The sequence below is a fragment of the Geomonas diazotrophica genome, from assembly GCF_018919385.1.
Taxonomy (GTDB): domain Bacteria; phylum Desulfobacterota; class Desulfuromonadia; order Geobacterales; family Geobacteraceae; genus Geomonas; species Geomonas diazotrophica.
In genome coordinates this window covers 107,770-122,983 of sequence record NZ_JAHLMF010000009.1, presented here as the reverse complement: position 1 = coordinate 122,983, position 15,214 = coordinate 107,770, and the positions used below count along the sequence as shown (strand labels likewise).

At 60.3% G+C, this 15,214-nt stretch carries 18 protein-coding genes and 1 tRNA gene; 13 read left to right on the top strand and 6 right to left on the bottom strand.

The annotated features are described in order from the left end of the window. The first annotated feature begins 30 nt into the window (after positions 1 to 30). Positions 31 to 381 (top strand): hypothetical protein, encoded by a 351-nt coding sequence (locus KOM00_RS12120; protein ID WP_216499181.1) that lies wholly within the window; start codon positions 31 to 33, stop codon positions 379 to 381. Between the two features lie 15 nt (positions 382 to 396). Here the strand turns inward: KOM00_RS12120 and KOM00_RS12115 are convergent, their stop codons facing one another. The 3 genes from KOM00_RS12115 to trxA all read right to left on the bottom strand — a co-directional run bounded on the left by KOM00_RS12115 (position 397) and on the right by trxA (position 1,711). Continuing rightward, entirely contained in the window at positions 397 to 636 is a 240-nt protein-coding gene (locus KOM00_RS12115; protein ID WP_216499180.1) for a hypothetical protein, read from the bottom strand. Positions 637 to 855: 219 nt separating this feature from the next. Next, complete coding sequence (locus tag KOM00_RS12110) at positions 856 to 1,368, bottom strand: TlpA family protein disulfide reductase (protein WP_216499179.1); 513 nt, start codon at positions 1,366 to 1,368, stop codon at positions 856 to 858. Positions 1,369 to 1,381: 13 nt separating this feature from the next. After that, positions 1,382 to 1,711: a thioredoxin gene (gene trxA, locus KOM00_RS12105; RefSeq protein WP_199396653.1), complete on the bottom strand. Its 330-nt coding sequence runs from the start codon at positions 1,709 to 1,711 to the stop codon at positions 1,382 to 1,384. 227 nt (positions 1,712 to 1,938) lie between these two features. Here trxA and KOM00_RS12100 point away from each other — a divergent pair, with 227 nt between their 5' ends. The 6 genes from KOM00_RS12100 (at position 1,939) to hemB (ending at position 8,685) form a co-directional block, all read left to right on the top strand. Further along, positions 1,939 to 2,613, top strand: coding sequence for a precorrin-2 dehydrogenase/sirohydrochlorin ferrochelatase family protein (locus KOM00_RS12100; protein ID WP_216499178.1), 675 nt, complete (start codon positions 1,939 to 1,941; stop codon positions 2,611 to 2,613). Beyond that, positions 2,610 to 3,425: a c-type cytochrome biogenesis protein CcsB gene (gene ccsB, locus KOM00_RS12095; protein ID WP_216499177.1), complete on the top strand. Its 816-nt coding sequence runs from the start codon at positions 2,610 to 2,612 to the stop codon at positions 3,423 to 3,425. Before KOM00_RS12100 ends, ccsB begins: the two co-directional genes overlap by 4 nt. Before the next feature lie 32 nt (positions 3,426 to 3,457). Then, positions 3,458 to 4,759: a glutamyl-tRNA reductase gene (gene hemA / locus KOM00_RS12090; RefSeq protein WP_216499176.1), complete on the top strand. Its 1,302-nt coding sequence runs from the start codon at positions 3,458 to 3,460 to the stop codon at positions 4,757 to 4,759. 112 nt (positions 4,760 to 4,871) lie between these two features. Continuing rightward, positions 4,872 to 5,828: a hydroxymethylbilane synthase gene (gene hemC / locus KOM00_RS12085; RefSeq protein WP_216499175.1), complete on the top strand. Its 957-nt coding sequence runs from the start codon at positions 4,872 to 4,874 to the stop codon at positions 5,826 to 5,828. Between the two features lie 186 nt (positions 5,829 to 6,014). Then, positions 6,015 to 7,565 carry a uroporphyrinogen-III C-methyltransferase gene (gene cobA, locus KOM00_RS12080; protein WP_216499174.1) on the top strand — a complete coding sequence of 517 codons (1,551 nt, stop codon included), beginning with the start codon at positions 6,015 to 6,017 and terminating at the stop codon, positions 7,563 to 7,565. A gap of 100 nt (positions 7,566 to 7,665) precedes the next feature. Next, positions 7,666 to 8,685, top strand: coding sequence for a porphobilinogen synthase (gene hemB / locus KOM00_RS12075; protein ID WP_216499173.1), 1,020 nt, complete (start codon positions 7,666 to 7,668; stop codon positions 8,683 to 8,685). A gap of 161 nt (positions 8,686 to 8,846) precedes the next feature. Here the strand turns inward: hemB and KOM00_RS12070 are convergent, their stop codons facing one another. Together KOM00_RS12070 and KOM00_RS12065 are read right to left on the bottom strand one after the other, a co-directional pair. Beyond that, a complete protein-coding gene (locus tag KOM00_RS12070; RefSeq protein ID WP_216499172.1) occupies positions 8,847 to 9,716 on the bottom strand; it encodes a rod shape-determining protein in 870 nt (289 codons plus the stop codon). A gap of 248 nt (positions 9,717 to 9,964) precedes the next feature. Beyond that, complete coding sequence (locus KOM00_RS12065; protein WP_216499171.1) at positions 9,965 to 10,297, bottom strand: cupin domain-containing protein; 333 nt, start codon at positions 10,295 to 10,297, stop codon at positions 9,965 to 9,967. A gap of 112 nt (positions 10,298 to 10,409) precedes the next feature. Between KOM00_RS12065 and KOM00_RS12060 the strand changes: the two genes are divergently transcribed. Then, positions 10,410 to 11,489: a ribonuclease Z gene (locus KOM00_RS12060; RefSeq protein ID WP_216499170.1), complete on the top strand. Its 1,080-nt coding sequence runs from the start codon at positions 10,410 to 10,412 to the stop codon at positions 11,487 to 11,489. A gap of 183 nt (positions 11,490 to 11,672) precedes the next feature. Beyond that, positions 11,673 to 12,038 carry a translation initiation factor Sui1 gene (locus KOM00_RS12055; RefSeq protein ID WP_216499169.1) on the top strand — a complete coding sequence of 122 codons (366 nt, stop codon included), beginning with the start codon at positions 11,673 to 11,675 and terminating at the stop codon, positions 12,036 to 12,038. Between the two features lie 5 nt (positions 12,039 to 12,043). Here KOM00_RS12055 and KOM00_RS12050 read toward each other — a convergent pair whose 3' ends face one another. Next, positions 12,044 to 12,241: an RNA-binding S4 domain-containing protein gene (locus KOM00_RS12050; protein WP_216499168.1), complete on the bottom strand. Its 198-nt coding sequence runs from the start codon at positions 12,239 to 12,241 to the stop codon at positions 12,044 to 12,046. A gap of 95 nt (positions 12,242 to 12,336) precedes the next feature. Here KOM00_RS12050 and KOM00_RS12045 point away from each other — a divergent pair, with 95 nt between their 5' ends. The 4 genes from KOM00_RS12045 (at position 12,337) to KOM00_RS12030 (ending at position 14,812) form a co-directional block, all read left to right on the top strand. Further along, entirely contained in the window at positions 12,337 to 12,900 is a 564-nt protein-coding gene (locus tag KOM00_RS12045; RefSeq protein WP_216499167.1) for an elongation factor P, read from the top strand. 111 nt (positions 12,901 to 13,011) lie between these two features. Next, positions 13,012 to 13,087 (top strand) — tRNA-Phe (locus tag KOM00_RS12040). A gap of 324 nt (positions 13,088 to 13,411) precedes the next feature. Then, complete coding sequence (locus KOM00_RS12035; protein ID WP_236026914.1) at positions 13,412 to 13,864, top strand: phosphate-starvation-inducible PsiE family protein; 453 nt, start codon at positions 13,412 to 13,414, stop codon at positions 13,862 to 13,864. Positions 13,865 to 13,978: 114 nt separating this feature from the next. After that, complete coding sequence (locus tag KOM00_RS12030; protein ID WP_216499166.1) at positions 13,979 to 14,812, top strand: hypothetical protein; 834 nt, start codon at positions 13,979 to 13,981, stop codon at positions 14,810 to 14,812. Positions 14,813 to 15,214 lie beyond the last annotated feature (402 nt).

Below are 15,214 nucleotides of genomic sequence, written 5' to 3'. Positions count from 1 at the left end.
GCGGAGGGGGTACCCGTCAACGAGGTGTTGATGGCCATCGCAACCGATGTTGATGACCATCGCAACGATGTTGATGACCACCGCAACGGTGTTGATGACCATCGCAACGGTGTTGATGACCATCGCAACGGTGTTGATGACCATCGCAACGGTGTTGATGACCATCGCAACGGTGTTGATGACCATCGCAACGGTGTTGATGACCATCGAAACGATGTTGATGACCCTCGCAACGATGTTGATGACCATCGTAACGGTGTTGATGACCATCGCAACAGTGTTGATGACCATCGCAACAGTGTTGATGACCATCGCAACGGTGTTGATGACCATCGCAACAGTGTTGGTGACCGTCACCAAGAAGTTGATGCAGGCCCATGATCCAAGGATAGGAGGTTATTGCTGGTCCTCGATGTTCCAGTACCCCGGTTTGGCGCATGTGCTGAGTCCCTCGGAATCCTTTTCTGAAGTAGCCACCTCGCGAGGCTTTGTCGCTGTTTCCTTCGTCAGTATTACCATTTCGACCTCCTCTCCCACGTGACTCTTGATAACTCCGACATCCTGGCCTTTCTTCAATTCTAAGACTATGTGACCATCGTCGTCCTGCCCTATCACCCCCGTTGCTCTCAGTTTCATGGCACCCCCCTTCGCTGATGTTGTTCGGGAAATAAGTACCCACGAATCGTGCCATACGGTTAGAAAAAGTCAATGTTATGGGTGGTGGGACGGACGGATTGGGTGGCGGGAGTTGGGTGGCGGGCGGAAACGAAAAGAGCGGCCGCTTCGCAGCGATGACCGTGATGGTATCGCTGCGAGACGCCGCTCTTCTCTCTTATCGTGGTAGCTGGTCGCTGCCTATTCGGCGAGCAGTCTCTTGATGGTGTCTTCCATCGCCTTTGCAGTCTGGTCCGAGAAGCCTTGGAACCTTTCGACCACTACCCCCTTCTTGTTGATGACGAAGACGGTCGGGATGGAGCGCAGCCCGTACTCGGTCTGCATATCCTCGTTGGCTATGGCAACCGGGTAGCTGATCTTGCGTTCGTTGATGAAGGTCTTGAGGTCGCGGTCGCTTCCTTCATCGACGCTGACCCCCAGCACCTGCAGCCCTTGCTTGCCGTACTTCGCCCGCATCGAATTCAGATGAGGGATGGCTTCCTTGCAGGGGATGCACCAGGTGGCGAAGAAGTCCATCACCAGGACGTAGCCCTTGTAGTTGCTCAGCGTGATCGGCTGGCCGGAAGTGGTGGTCAGCTTGATCGGGGGGGCGGGGTCCCCTTTCTGCAGTATGGCGGCTGCGGGTTGGGTGAAAAACAGCAGGCCCGCCAGCGCCGGCAGGGTGATTCTCAACAGGAGATTCTTAAACTGCATCTGCTTTTTCATTTTAGAGAGCCTTATTGATCAGGGCCTCCAGCTGGGCTTTGGGGATGGCACCGACTACCTGGTCAAGCACCTTGCCGTCCTTGATCAGGATTACGGTGGGGATCCCGCGTACGCCGTACTTGCCAGGGGTAGCCGGGTTGTCGTCAACGTTGACTTTGCCTACTTTAACGCGGCCTTCGTACTCGGACGCCACGGTGTCGATGAGGGGAGCGATCGCTTTGCAGGGGGCGCACCATGTGGCCCAGAAGTCTACCAGCACCGGAATGTCGGACTGCAGGACTTCCTTCTCAAAGTTGTCGTCGGTAAAGGTATGTACGTTTTCGCTGGCCATGGAACCTTCTCCTTTAATAAAAAAGTGAGTTCTACTATAAATGAGCCGATGAAAAAAGCAAGGAGTAAATGCCCCTTCGGTGAGAGGCAACTAAAGTCTGCAAACCCCTCTGCATCGTTGATGTATTCAGCATTGACAGGGCGATGGGATGGGGTCATATTGGGGCGGCCGCCCCGCCCTGATTGGATACTATCCCGCGTGCCTCGCGGGGCGGCCAGGGAGTGCTCGTGCGTCATTACCCGATAAACCTGAACCTTGGGGGGCGCCTGGTCGTAGTGGTGGGCGGAGGCAAGGTGGCGGCCCGCAAAGCGGCCCGGCTTGTCGCGGCAGGAGCGTGCGTCACCGTGGTGGCCCCGGGTGTCGAGGAGTCGCTGGCCGCTCTCGCCGCGCAGGGGCGCGTCATGCACCTGCCCCGGGGGTACCGGTCCGGCGATCTCGCCGGTGCCACACTCGCTTTTGCCGCTACCGGCGACCCCGCCGTCAATCGCGAGGTGGCCCGGGATGCGCGGGAACTGAACATCCTGGTCGACTGCGTGGATCTTCCGGACGACGGCGACTTCGTTACACCAGCCGTTCTCGAACAGGGCGACCTGCTGATCACCGTCTCGACCGGCGGTGCCAGTCCTTCTCTGTCAAAAACGATCGTCGACCGACTGAGGCCCCAGTTCGGTCCTGAATACGGTGAGGCCGTCGCCCTTTTAAGTGCCGTCCGTGAAAAGCTATTGACTGAAAAGGCGGGGAACGCATACAATGACACGGTTTTTGCCGAGCTAGCCGCGCTGGACATCCCCGCGCTAATCAAAAACGGGCAGAGAGATGCCATAGACCAGATACTCCTGAAGCTCTCCGCTGCCGGGGCCGCACCGGGCTCGGTAGGGGCAGGAAAAGAGGACCCTTCATGAACGCCTTGCTCTTCAACAGCACCCTGGTCATCTACGCGGTCGTCACCGCCGTCTACCTGATCTACTTGCTCAAGCCGAAGGAATCCCTCGGGAAAACCGGCCTTTGGCTCGCCCTGGTCGGCTTCCTCGTCCATTGCGGCTTCACCCTCAACCGCTTCCTCGAGGCGGGTCACACCCCGATCACCAACCTGCACGAATCGCTTTCCTTCTTCAGTCTCTCCGTGGTCGGCATCTTCCTGCTGCTGGAAAGGCGTTACAAGATCAGCATACTCGGCTCCTTCATGATGCCGCTGGCGCTCCTGATCATGGCCATCTCGGCCTCCTTCTCCACCGTGATTCCGCCCTTGAACCCGGCTCTCAAGAGTAAGTGGCTCGCCGTTCATACCATCATGGCGTTCCTGGGCTATGCCGCTTTTGCCATCTCCTTCGGCGTCAGCATCATGTACCTGATCCAGTCGCACTTTTTGAAGACGCGTCGGCTGGGCTCCATGTTCCAGAAGCTTCCGTCGCTGGACATCCTGGACGACATCAGCTACCGCTGCCTCACCTTCGGGTTCCCGCTGCTCACCTTTGCCATCATCTCCGGCGCCATCTGGGCGGAGACGGCTTGGGGAACCTACTGGAGCTGGGATCCCAAGGAGACCTGGTCGCTGATCACCTGGTTCATCTACGCCGCGTTGCTGCACGGCAGGCTCACCACCGGCTGGCGCGGCCGGAAAGCCGCGATGCTCTCCATCTTCGGCTTCGTCATCATGCTCTTCACCTTCCTCGGCGTTAACCTGTTGCTGCCGGGGCTGCACAGCTACAAGTAAGAGGGATTTCCCCAGAAGGGGCAGGGATTGTTATGAACATTATTGTGGTCGGGCTTTCGCATAAAACTGCCGCAGTTGAAATCCGGGAAAAGGTTGCATTCTCCCCTACCCAGATGGAGAAGCCTCTCAACGCCCTCGTGGCGCTCCCCGACATCACCGAGGCCGTGATCGTTTCCACCTGCAACCGCGTGGAGATCTACGCCACCACCCGCGACGTCGCCGGCGGCATGGCCCGCCTGAAGCGTTTCCTCGCCGATTACCACAACTTCCCGCTGGAGACGCTCGAGAAACACCTCTACAGCTACCACGGGGAGGAGGCTACCCGCCACGTATTCCGCGTCGCCTCCAGCCTGGACTCCATGGTGGTCGGCGAGCCGCAGATCCTCGGCCAGATCAAGACATCCTACGGTTACGCCGCGGAGTTCAAGAGCTCCGGCGTCATCCTGAACCGCTTCCTGCACAAGGCCTTCTCCGTCGCCAAGAGGGTGAGGACCGAGACCAAGATCGCCTCCTCCGCGGTCTCCGTCGCCTTTGCCGCGGTGGAACTGGCGAAGAAGATCTTCGGCGAGCTCTCCGACAAGACGGTCCTTCTGATCGGTGCCGGCGAGATGTGCGAACTGGCCGCCAAGCACTTCATCAACGTCGGCGTGCGCGGCGTCATGGTCACCAACCGTACCTACGAGCGCGCCGAAAAGCTGGCCGAGGAGTTCGATGCCAAGCCGGTCCACTTCGAAGCCCTGATGGACCATCTCCCCAAGGCGGACATCATCCTCTCCTCCACCGGAGCGCCGCACTTCATCATCCACGAAAAGGACATGGAGGAGGTGTTGCGCCGCCGCAAGCTGAAGCCGATGTTCTTCATCGACATCGCCGTGCCGCGCGACATCGACCCCAAGGTGAACGACGTGGAGAACTGTTATCTCTACACCGTCGACGACCTGAACGGCGTGGTGGCCACCAACCTTGAGCAGCGCAAGATCGAGGCCGCCAAGGCCGAGGCGATCGTCGAGCAGGAGATCGGCCAGTTCTTCAAGTGGCTCTCCTCGCTGGACGTGACCCCGACCATCGTGGCCCTCAGGAGCCACTTCGACGAGATCAGGAAGGCGGAGCTGGCAAAGACCCTGTCCAACTGGAAGGACATCCCTCCCGGCGCGGACAAGAAGATGGATGCCTTGACCAACGCCATCATGAACAAGCTGCTGCATCATCCGACCAGTCTTTTGAAGAGGACCGACCAGGGGAGCCGCAACGATCTCTACGTCGATGCCCTGCGCCACCTCTTCGACCTGGAGACCGGCGAGCAGCAGGAAAGCATGATGGAGCTGGAAGACTGAGAGGCAGGCTGAGGTTAAGGTTAAGGTTAAGGTTAAGGTTAAGGTTAAGGTTAAGGTTAAGCGGAAACCGATTCGACAATCTCGAAATGATCAAAATATAAAGGAGATGTACATGGCGCTGAAAGAGCTGAGAATAGGAACCCGCGCGAGCCAGCTCGCACTCTGGCAGGCAAACTGGGTCAAGTCCGAGCTGGAAAAACGCTATCCCGACATGACCGTCACCCTCAAGAAGATCAAGACCATCGGTGACAAGATCCTCGACGTGCCGCTGGCACAGGTCGGTGGCAAGGGGCTCTTCGTCAAGGAGATCGAGGAAGCGATGCTGCGCGGCGAGATCGACATCGCGGTGCACAGCATGAAGGACGTGCCGACCGAGTTCCCGGAAGGGCTTGGCCTTTACTGCATCACCGAGCGCGAAGACCCCCGCGACGCCGTCATCTCCCGTAACGTCAAGTTCCTCGACCTGCCGCAGGGCGCCCGCATCGGCACCTCCGCGCTTCGCCGCCAGGCGCAGCTGCTGAAAGTCCGCCCCGACCTGGAGATGGTCATCATCCGCGGCAACGTGCAGACCCGCATGGACAAGCTGGAGACCGAGGGGCTCGACGCCGTCATCCTGGCTGCCGCCGGCCTGAACCGCCTGGGCTTCGCCGACCAGATCACCGAGCTCCTGCCGACCGACCTTTCCCTGCCGGCCATCGGCCAGGGGGCGCTGGGCATCGAGTGCAACCTTTCCAACGAGGATGTGAAGGACGCCATCTCCTTCTTCAACCACCCGGACACCAGCCGCGCCGTGCGTGCAGAGCGTGCCCTGCTCTGGCGCTGCGAGGGCGGTTGCCAGGTCCCCATCGCCGCCTACGGCGAAGTGACCGGCAACGAGCTGAAGCTGACCGGTTTCATCGCCTCGGTGGACGGCAAGGTTTCCGTGAAGGGTGTGGTTAGCGGCCCCGCCGACGACTGCGAGAAGCTGGGCGTGAAGCTTGCCGAGCAGCTCCTCTCCGAAGGTGGCCACGCCATCCTCGCCGAGGTGTACCAGCGTGAAGTCTCCCGGGAGAAGGAAATCCCGGTATAATCCACCTTCGCCAAGGCTTCGGTGGACAGGTCCCGTCGCAGTGATCCCTGTCGGCCGAAGCTCTTAGCGCGAAGATTATCAGCCTACCCACCGTAGCCTTGGCGAAGGTGGGTTTGCTTTAAAGGCTAACGGTTCTACCTTAGCCTTTTGCCTTTTGCGCACGACACTCTCTTTTCCTGGTGCGAGATGACCGCTGAAACGACAAAGAAAGGCTACGTCTACCTGATCGGCGCGGGTCCCGGTGATCCCGGGCTGATCACGGTGAAGGGACGGGACTGCCTGGCCAAGGCGCAGGTGGTGATGTACGACTATCTGGCCAACGACGAGCTGCTGCGGCTCGCTCCCAAGGGGGCGGAGCTGATCTACGCCGGCAAGGTAGGCGGCGAACACAACCGCGAGCAGAGCCAGATCAACGACCTGCTGGTGCAAAAGGCCCTCTCCGGCAAGGTGGTGGCGCGGCTCAAGGGGGGAGACTCCTTCATCTTCGGCCGCGGCGGCGAGGAGTGCGAGGCGCTGGTCGCGCAGGGGATCCCCTTCGAGATCGTGCCGGGCATCACCGCGGCGGTCGGCGCCACCAGCTACGCGGGGATCCCGCTTACCCACCGCGGCGTGACCACCTCGGTCGCCTTCGTAACCGGGCATGAGAAGAAAGGGAAGGCCTCCTCGGAGATCGACTGGGAAGGACTCTCGCTGGGGAGCGGCACCGTGGTCTTCTACATGGGCGTCACCAACCTGCCGCACATCGCGCGGAGCCTCATGGATCATGGACGGGCGCCGGAAACGCCGGTGGCGCTGATCCGCTGGGGGACGCGCCCGGAGCAGGAGGTGCTGGTCGGTACGTTGGCCGACATCGCGGAAAAGGCGCGGACCGCGGGCTTCAAGGCTCCCGCCATCACCGTGGTCGGCGAAGTGGTGAACCTCCGTGAAACGCTGCGCTGGTTCGACAACCGCCCGCTCTTCGGGAACTCGGTCCTGGTCACCCGCGGCGCCGACCAGGCCGGAGAATTCACCTCGATGCTGGAGCAGTTGGGAGCCCGCGCCTACTGCTGCCCGACCATCGAGATCGCGCCGCCGGAGAGCTACGCCGCTCTCGACGAGGCCATCGACGCACTGGACAGCTTCCACTGGGTCGTCTTCACCTCTTACAACGCGGTCAAATACTTCTTCGCCAGGCTCGCCAAGCACGGCCTCGACAGTCGGGCCCTGGGCCGCTGCCGCGTCTGCGCCGTCGGCCCGAAGACCGCCGCGGCGCTTGCTCCCTACGGGATCCGGCCCGACCTCATCCCCGCCGACTACAAGGCCGAGGGGGTGGTGGCCGCTTTCTCCGAGCTGGACATGAACGGCAAGTGGGTGCTCTTCCCGAAAGGGGACCGCGCCCGCGAAGTGATTCCGGAGGAACTGGGACACCTGGGGGCACAGGTGATCGCCCCGGTGACCTACGCCAACCACACCCCTACGAGCATCCCGGAAGAGGCGTTGCAGGCCCTGGAGGAGAAGCGCGTCGACTGCGCCACCTTCACCTCCTCGTCCACGGTCCACAACCTCGCCCGCATCCTCGGGGAAAACAGGTTCCTGCATCTCATGGAAGGGGTGAAGGTGGCCTCGATAGGTCCGATCACCTCCAAGACCTGTCGGGATCTCGGGCTGGAGGTGCACATGGAGCCCGCCGAGTTCACCCTTGAGGCCCTGTCGCGGGAGATGATTCGCTTTTTCGGGAGCGCGTCTTCTCGCAGTTAACCCCGCCCGCTCTCGTCCTGCATCCCCTCCCCCGGAGGGGGAAGGCGAGGGAGGGGGAAGATTTAGAGCTTATCCACAGAAAAGCAAAAGGAGAAATGGTATGTTCTACCCGGTGTACAGAGCGAGACGAATTCGGGGCAAGGAAGTCTTCAGAAACATGGTCAGGGAGACATCCGTCTCGGCCAACGACCTGATCTACCCGATGTTTTCCGCCTTCGGCAAGGGGATCAAGAAAGAGATCTCGTCCATGCCGGGGATCTATCAGCAGTCCATCGAGAACATCGTCGAGGAGGCCCAGGAGGTTTACGAGCTGGGTGTTCCGGCAGTGATCCTGTTCGGCATCCCTGAGCAGAAGGACGCGATGGGGAGCGACGCCTACTCCGAGACCGGCATCATCCAGGAGACCATCCGCGCCATCAAGAAGAGCGTGCCCAAGCTCGCCGTCATCACCGACGTCTGCATGTGCGAGTACACCGACCACGGCCACTGCGGCGTGATCAAGAACGGCGACGTGGACAACGACGAGACCCTGGAGCTTTTGGCCCGCGAAGCCCTTTCCCACGCCCAGGCAGGCGCCGACATGGTCGCCCCCTCCGACATGATGGACGGCCGCGTGGCCGCGATCCGCGAGTCGCTGGACAACAACGGCTTCAACCACATCCCGCTGATGAGCTACGCGGTCAAGTACGCCTCCGGATACTACGGTCCGTTCCGCGAGGCTGCCGAGTCCACCCCCCAGTTCGGTGACCGCCGCTCCTACCAGATGGATCCGGGCAACAGGCTGGAGGCGATTCGCGAGGCGAGGATGGACGTCGAGGAAGGTGCCGACATCCTGATGGTCAAGCCGGGCCTCCCCTACCTGGACATCGTGCGCGAGGTGAGAAACGAGTTCAACCTCCCCACCGCCGTGTACAACGTTTCCGGCGAGTACAGCATGGTGAAGGCCGCCGCCAAGATGGGGTGGATCGACGAAGACCGCGTGGTCATGGAGACCATGATGTCCTTCAAGAGGGCGGGCGCCGACCTGATCCTCACCTACCACTCCAAGGAAGTGGCCAAGCTCTTGCGCAAGGGGTACGAGGCCGAGCTGAACGGCCGTTGCGGCTGCGGCTGCAGGTAGCGGCAGCACCGATGCAAATGAAAAGCCCCTGTCGACTCGGTCGGCAGGGGCTTTTTTATGTTCATTGGAGGATTCCGGTGGACGTGGGGCTGTTGCTCACGAAGCGACGCTGATGAACGTCCCTCCTTTGCGAAGGGGGGCAAAGGGGATTTGCATCACCGTTATTTCCAGCGGTTCAGCATCACGACGACCGGAAGGATGGCGCGCGCCCCTTCGACCACGGCGCCGCGCGGGTTGACCGCGGTGCAGACACCGACGCCGGTACGCTCCTCGAGGAGGCGCCGCAATCCCGGGATCAGCGCGCCGCCGCCGGTAAGGCAGATGCCGCTGTAGATGACGTCGCACCCTATGTCGTTGGGCAGGTCCCTGATGAAGGAGTCGATGCCGTCGGCAATCTCTTCGAGGACCGGGACCAGGGCGGCAGCGGCGGTTGCTCCCGCGGCGTGTTCCTCGGGGCGGCTGGTGCCGCAACCGCGCAGCAGCAGGTCCGCCTCCTCCTCGTGCAGCACGGTCTTTTGCACGGATTCGACCGCCGTCACGACGGCTTGCCGCATGCGGCAACAGCCTCCCCTTAAGGCGTAGCTCGCGACGACCTTTCCGGAACGGAGCACGGCGCAATCGGTCACGCCGTCGCCTATGTCGACGACCATCTGGGCATACGGGGAAGAAACGTCGAGATTGGCGCCGACGGCCGCGGCCAACGGCTCCGGGATGATCGATACCGCCGCAGCCCCTGCCTTCATGATGGAATCCATCAGCAACTGGCGCTCCTCTGCGGTGGCGTCGCTGGGAGCGCAGCCGAGGATGCTCGGCTTCACCATGCCGAAGACACGGCGCCGTTCGATCACCGGCTGCAGGATCCGGAAGGCCGCGTCCGGGTCGACGATTACGCCGTCGCGCAGCGCTTTGCGGGATCCGATCCGGGAGGGAAGTTCCAGCATCCCGCAGCTCCCGGTGGCAATGCGAGTGGTTGCAGTCCCGACATCGAGTGCGACGTGCTGTCGCCACTGATCCATGTTGAAAATAGTCATGCCCCTGTCCCGATAAGTTGCTGTTCTGGCTCACGTGAGCATAGCCCAAGGGGAAAGTGGGGTCAAACAAAAGCGTCAACACGCCCCTGCTCGGCACCAGTAGCATCTCGAAGCACCGCAGTTACGCAGAGAACGCAAAAAATCCGCGAGATACGCAAAGAAAGCAGTTTCGGGTCCCCCCGGAAATCATTCTTTGCGCTCTTCGCGGATTCTTTCTTTTTCAGCTTTGCGTAACTGCTTCGGTAGTTTTAAGCCCTTATCATGACCAGCAGCATCTTGAAGCGCTTCACCGCGCGCAGCGAATGCGGCTTGTTGGCGGGCATGATGATGATCTCGCCAGCAGACACCGTGTGCGCGGTCCCTTCGATATTGATCTCCGCCTCGCCGTCCAGCACCTGCACGAAAGCGTCGTAAGGGGCCGTGTGCTCGCTCAAGCCCTCACCCGCGTCGAAGGCGAAAGCGGTGATGGTGCCGACCGGCTTGTCTATGACCGTTCTGCTCACCACGGCACCGTCCTGATAGCCCGCCAGGTTGACCAGGTTCAATGCCTCGCCCAGAGCTACACCCTTTTTCTCTGCCATGTCCCTTCTCCTTATGTTTTAAGTTCGCTTGATTGTTCTCTTGATAGGAACTGTAACCCGTACAGAGTGTGTTGCAATTGATGCAGGTCAATCTAATGGTAAAATTCTGCGCATGCCCAAACCTTTCCGCTATCTCGAGCCTACCTTCTTCGCGGGGCTGTTCGACGACCCGCTGCTCCTGGTCCGTGTGCGTCCCACCGGTCGCGCGATCCTTTTCGACTGCGGCAAGATGCATCACCTTGCCAAGAGGGTCTATACCTCCATAGATGCCATTTTCATCAGCCACGCCCACATGGACCACTTCATGGGGATGGACAGCGTCATTCGTCACAGCCACGCCTCGCCGCGCACCATCGACGTCTTCGGCCCTCCCGGTCTCTCCAGGCGCATGGCCAGCAAGTTCGCCTGCTACGACTGGAACCTCGCCGACACCTTCTGGGGAAATTTCAGGGTCAACGAGGTGGGCGCGAGCGGACGGGTCGCGAGCACGCTCTACAGCGGTCCGGAAGCGTTCCTCGCCACCCCCGAGGGGGAGCGCAACGGCGTCCTCTACTGCAACCGGCACCTTACCGTGACCGGAACGCATTGCGAGCACCACATCCCGGTCGTGGCCTACCGGGTAGACGAGGGAGCGGCCTTCCTTCTCGACGACGAACGCATGGCGGCGGCAGGGGTGAAGAAGGGGGCGTGGCTCAAGGAGATGGAGAGGCTGTTCCGTGACGGCGTGCTGGAGGGGAGCCCGGTCAGGTACCCGTGCGAAAGTGGCGGGAGCCTCGAGGAGAGGGTAGAGCCGGACGCCGGCCTCTTGTACCAGCGCATCAGGAAGTTCGAAGAGCCCGCCAGCATCGGTTACGTCACCGATATCGGCTATTCCGAGGAAAACGTCGCGAAGCTGGCGGGGCTGCTGGAAGGGGTGACGCTACTGGTGTGCGAGTGTGCCTTCCTGGCGTCCGAGTCGAAAAAGGCGAGGGTGTCCCGCCATCTCTGCACCACGCAGTTCAACATGTTGCTGGAGCGTTTGCGTCCCAGGTACGTGTTGCCGATGCACTTCTCGAAGACCTATCAGCGCGGCAGCGGGCCACTCTACGCGGAGATCGAGCCGCCGTCCGGCGTCACCGTTTTGAAGGTACCTGATCGTCTGACCCCGCGTCCCATAATGGAGAGCGAGGTGCCGAGGCCGGTCGAGATATAACCTGAAAAGCATCAACGCAAAGTCGCAGAGCCGCAAAGGCGCAAAGCCGCAAAGGCGCAAAGCTCTTGGACCCCGACAGCGTCATTTTGCTTTTACCTTCGCGTCTCCGCGCCTTGGCGTCTTTGCGTTAAGGCCTTTTTCTTGTCTTGAATCTCCCTCAGCTTTTCTGCTACAAAGGCAGCCATGAAAAAGAGCACCTCCAACAGCGATGCCCCCGTAGTCTACTCCTGTGAATTCGGCCGCATCTGCCCCGGTTGCGGCAAGCCGGTCAATGCCTGCGCCTGCAAGAAATCCGCAGCACCGGCAGGCGACGGCGTCGTGCGCCTCAGGCGCGAAACCAAAGGTCGCGGCGGAAAGACCGTCATCGTCATCACCGGGCTGCCCCTTGACGCGTCTGCCTTGACCTCGCTCGCCGGCGAACTGAAGAAACGCTGCGGCTGCGGCGGGACCGCCAAGGACGGCGTCATCGAGATCCAGGGGGACCATGCCGAGGTGCTGCTCGCTGAACTCGCCAAACGCGGCTATAAGGCCAAACGCGCGGGAGGCTGATCCGGCTATTCCACCGAGAAGGTTTTCCCCCCAAGTTCCACCTGGTCGCCAGGACGCAGCTTTCTGCCACGGCGCAGTTCCACCTCGCCGTTCACCGAGACCATCCCTTCCGAGATAATGATCTTTGCCTCGCCTCCGGAGCAGACCGCATCCACCGCCTTTAGAAAACTGTCCAACTTGATAAATTCTGTATCTATCTTCACCGATCCTCCACATCTCAAAGTCTCGCCGTCATGGCGCGGTTGAATTTAGCACAGAATTCTGTTAAAAAGGGACATTTCGCTAAGGAGAACCCTGCATGTACACTACCAACGATTTCAAGAAAGGCCTCGTCATCCAGCTGGACGGAGCCCCCTGCGTGTTAGTCGACGTAAGTTTTCAATCCCCTTCGGCCCGTGGCGCCAACACCATGGTCAAGACCAAATACCGCAACCTGATTACAGCCCAGGTTCTCGAGAAGACCTTCCGCTCCGGTGACAAGGTGGACGAGGCCGACTTCGAGCGTCACAAGGGGCAGTTCCTCTACGCCGACGGTGGCCGCGGCATCTTCATGGATCTGGAGACCTACGAGCAGTTCGAGATGGAAGAGGACAACTTCGAAGCCATCGCGCCGTTCCTTCTCGACGGCACCGAAGTCCAACTCGGCATCTTCCAGGAGCGCATGGTCAACGTCGACCTTCCCATGGTAGTCGAACTGGTGGTGACCGAGACGGCTCCCGCCATGAAGAACGCCACCGCCACTGCGCAGACCAAGGAAGCCGTATTGGAGACAGGCCTGCGTCTGCAGGTGCCGCCGTACCTCGAGGCGGGCGAGAAGATCAAGGTCGACACCCGCGACGGCCGTTTCATCTCCCGCGCCTAGGAATCCTTTTGGGCCGCGCACTGTGGCGATGAAGCAATCTGTCGTCGACTGTAAAAATTAGAAGAAAAGGGTTGACACAGTCGGCGAATCAAAGTATAAAGTTGGTCTCTTGCCCAGATAGCTCAGTCGGTAGAGCAGAGGATTGAAAATCCTCGTGTCGGCGGTTCGATTCCGTCTCTGGGCACCATAAAGAAAATAAGCCATCTACGTTAATTCGTAGGTGGCTTTTTTTGTCTCCAGGCGAAGTTCTTGACTCAGGTGGTTTTTGCTGTTACGAAAAAACTGCTTACTGTTTGTGAAGAACTTGCAGTCATGGCAACAGTGATTGAGTATGGATGCTGGTACTGGTCATTGGCTTTGGAAGTCCTGAAGCCCCGTTTTGCAGGACGGACACTCCATTGCGCTTCCTGCCGATAAAGGGTGCTGCATGCAGAGTGACGGGCGGGAGGCCACGCGTGCTTGTCCCGGAGCCAAAAGGCGAGGGGACGGCGAACAAACCCTTGGGATGTCGATGGCGGAGAAGGTCAGCCGTGCCAGAGGAGGTGGCGGCATGTTGCGTGCGATTAAGCGTTTCGAAAAAGGCATCATCATGGTTCTGGTGGTCCTGATGTCGGTGGTGCTGCTTCTCAGTACCCTTGAACTTGCATGGATCATCATCGAGGACATCATCTCTCCGCCCATGTTGCTGCTTGACATCAGCGAGTTGCTCGACATTTTCGGCCTCTTCATGCTGGTCCTGATAGGTATCGAACTCTTGGATACCATCGCGAAGACCTACATGGCCGAATCTGTCGATCATGCGCAGATAGTCATGGCGGTGGCAATTATTGCCATTGCCAGGAAAGTGATCATTCTCGATGTAAAGGAGCTGTCAGGTCTGGCCTTATTGGGTGTAGCCGCTATCATTTTGGCCCTCTCGGTCGGTTATTTCCTGATCAAAAAGAGGGATTCCGCCGCGGGATAGGGAGGGTACGCCAAGGGACAGCAGGGTACCGTTCAGGGGGATAGCGGAACGGCGGCGTTCGGCTGCCTTGACCGGCTGTTTTGCAGCAGGCGTCACATGAGGAGGGAGAAGGTCATGTCATGGATCAGGTTCGGGCGCTGCCTTGTGGCGGCTTTGCTGCTCTTGGGGGCGGCCGGGGTCGGCAGCGCGGCCGTCGCGCCGCTTACGCCGGACAAGAAAGTGGAGCGGGGGGGCGAACTGACGGCGAGCCGTGAGGAGTTCCACCTGGTGGTGGCAAAGCTTCTGAAGGACCAGGGCTTCCTCGACAAGAACAACACCTTCAAGAAGGGAACGAAGATGCACCGCCTCTTCGAGTCCTACCTGCAGGAAACCCTGTCCGACCCGGCGGTCATCGATTTTCTCTACACGTCCCTGAAGGAAAACGCGGGGCACGTCACCGACTTCGACGCCTTCGGAAAGGCGCTGGCCGGCGAGTACGCGGTGCGTGGCCTGACGCGGCTTTCCGAGGCCGACTTCCAGGAGCTGCTGCGCGTGATGAACGTCCTGGCCGACCGGCTCCCCGTGCACGATTGTGCCGGCATGCTCCGCCCCGGCAGCGCCTTCGACTACCATTGGCTGGAATTGCTTCCGCTCGACGACGCCCGGGTGTACCTGCGCCTGACCAAGCAGGCGCTGGTTGCCGAGATCACCCGGTCGCCGCGCATCGCGGCCAACACGAAGGAGCAGACCTCGGTTGCCTACCAGGCCCTCTACGCGGAGATACGGAGGAGGCTTGCGCCGGAAAAGCTGGAGCGGTTCGGGAAGATCTGGGGGAAGCCGGAAGCGGCCGGGGACGAGGAGCTCTGCTGGGGGTACCGCGTGCTCCTCTCCGGCATCCTCGATCTCCCTGTCGAGCCCAGGCGCTGGATGCTGCGCGAGTACGCAAACCTGTTGCGCCCACCGCAATAGTGGTTCCCTGAAGGAGCCGGCGGCAGGGGGAGCGCAGGGGAAACGGGGAGAAAACGAACCGGTGACGCTGCCGGATCTGAGAGGCCGAACGGTCGACGCCGCGGTAGAGAGGCACAACCTGATACTAAGTCCGTTCCCTGCCATTATCAACGAGAGGGGCCATGTTTCCACAACTGGCCCCTCTCTTTATTTCCGTCTGTTCTCACAGACTCTTCACTCCTGTAGGGAGCGATCAGGTGCAGGTTGCACTCTCCTTAAATTGTTCAGGCAGAAGCGCCGAGCAAACCGTCATATGGTTGATCGACTTCGTCTTAGCCGATCCGAAAATACCTTTTACTTTTTCCTTAATTGAAGAAAATCATTTTAGTTGTAAAATTTACCACGACCTTGGAGCAACGGGCG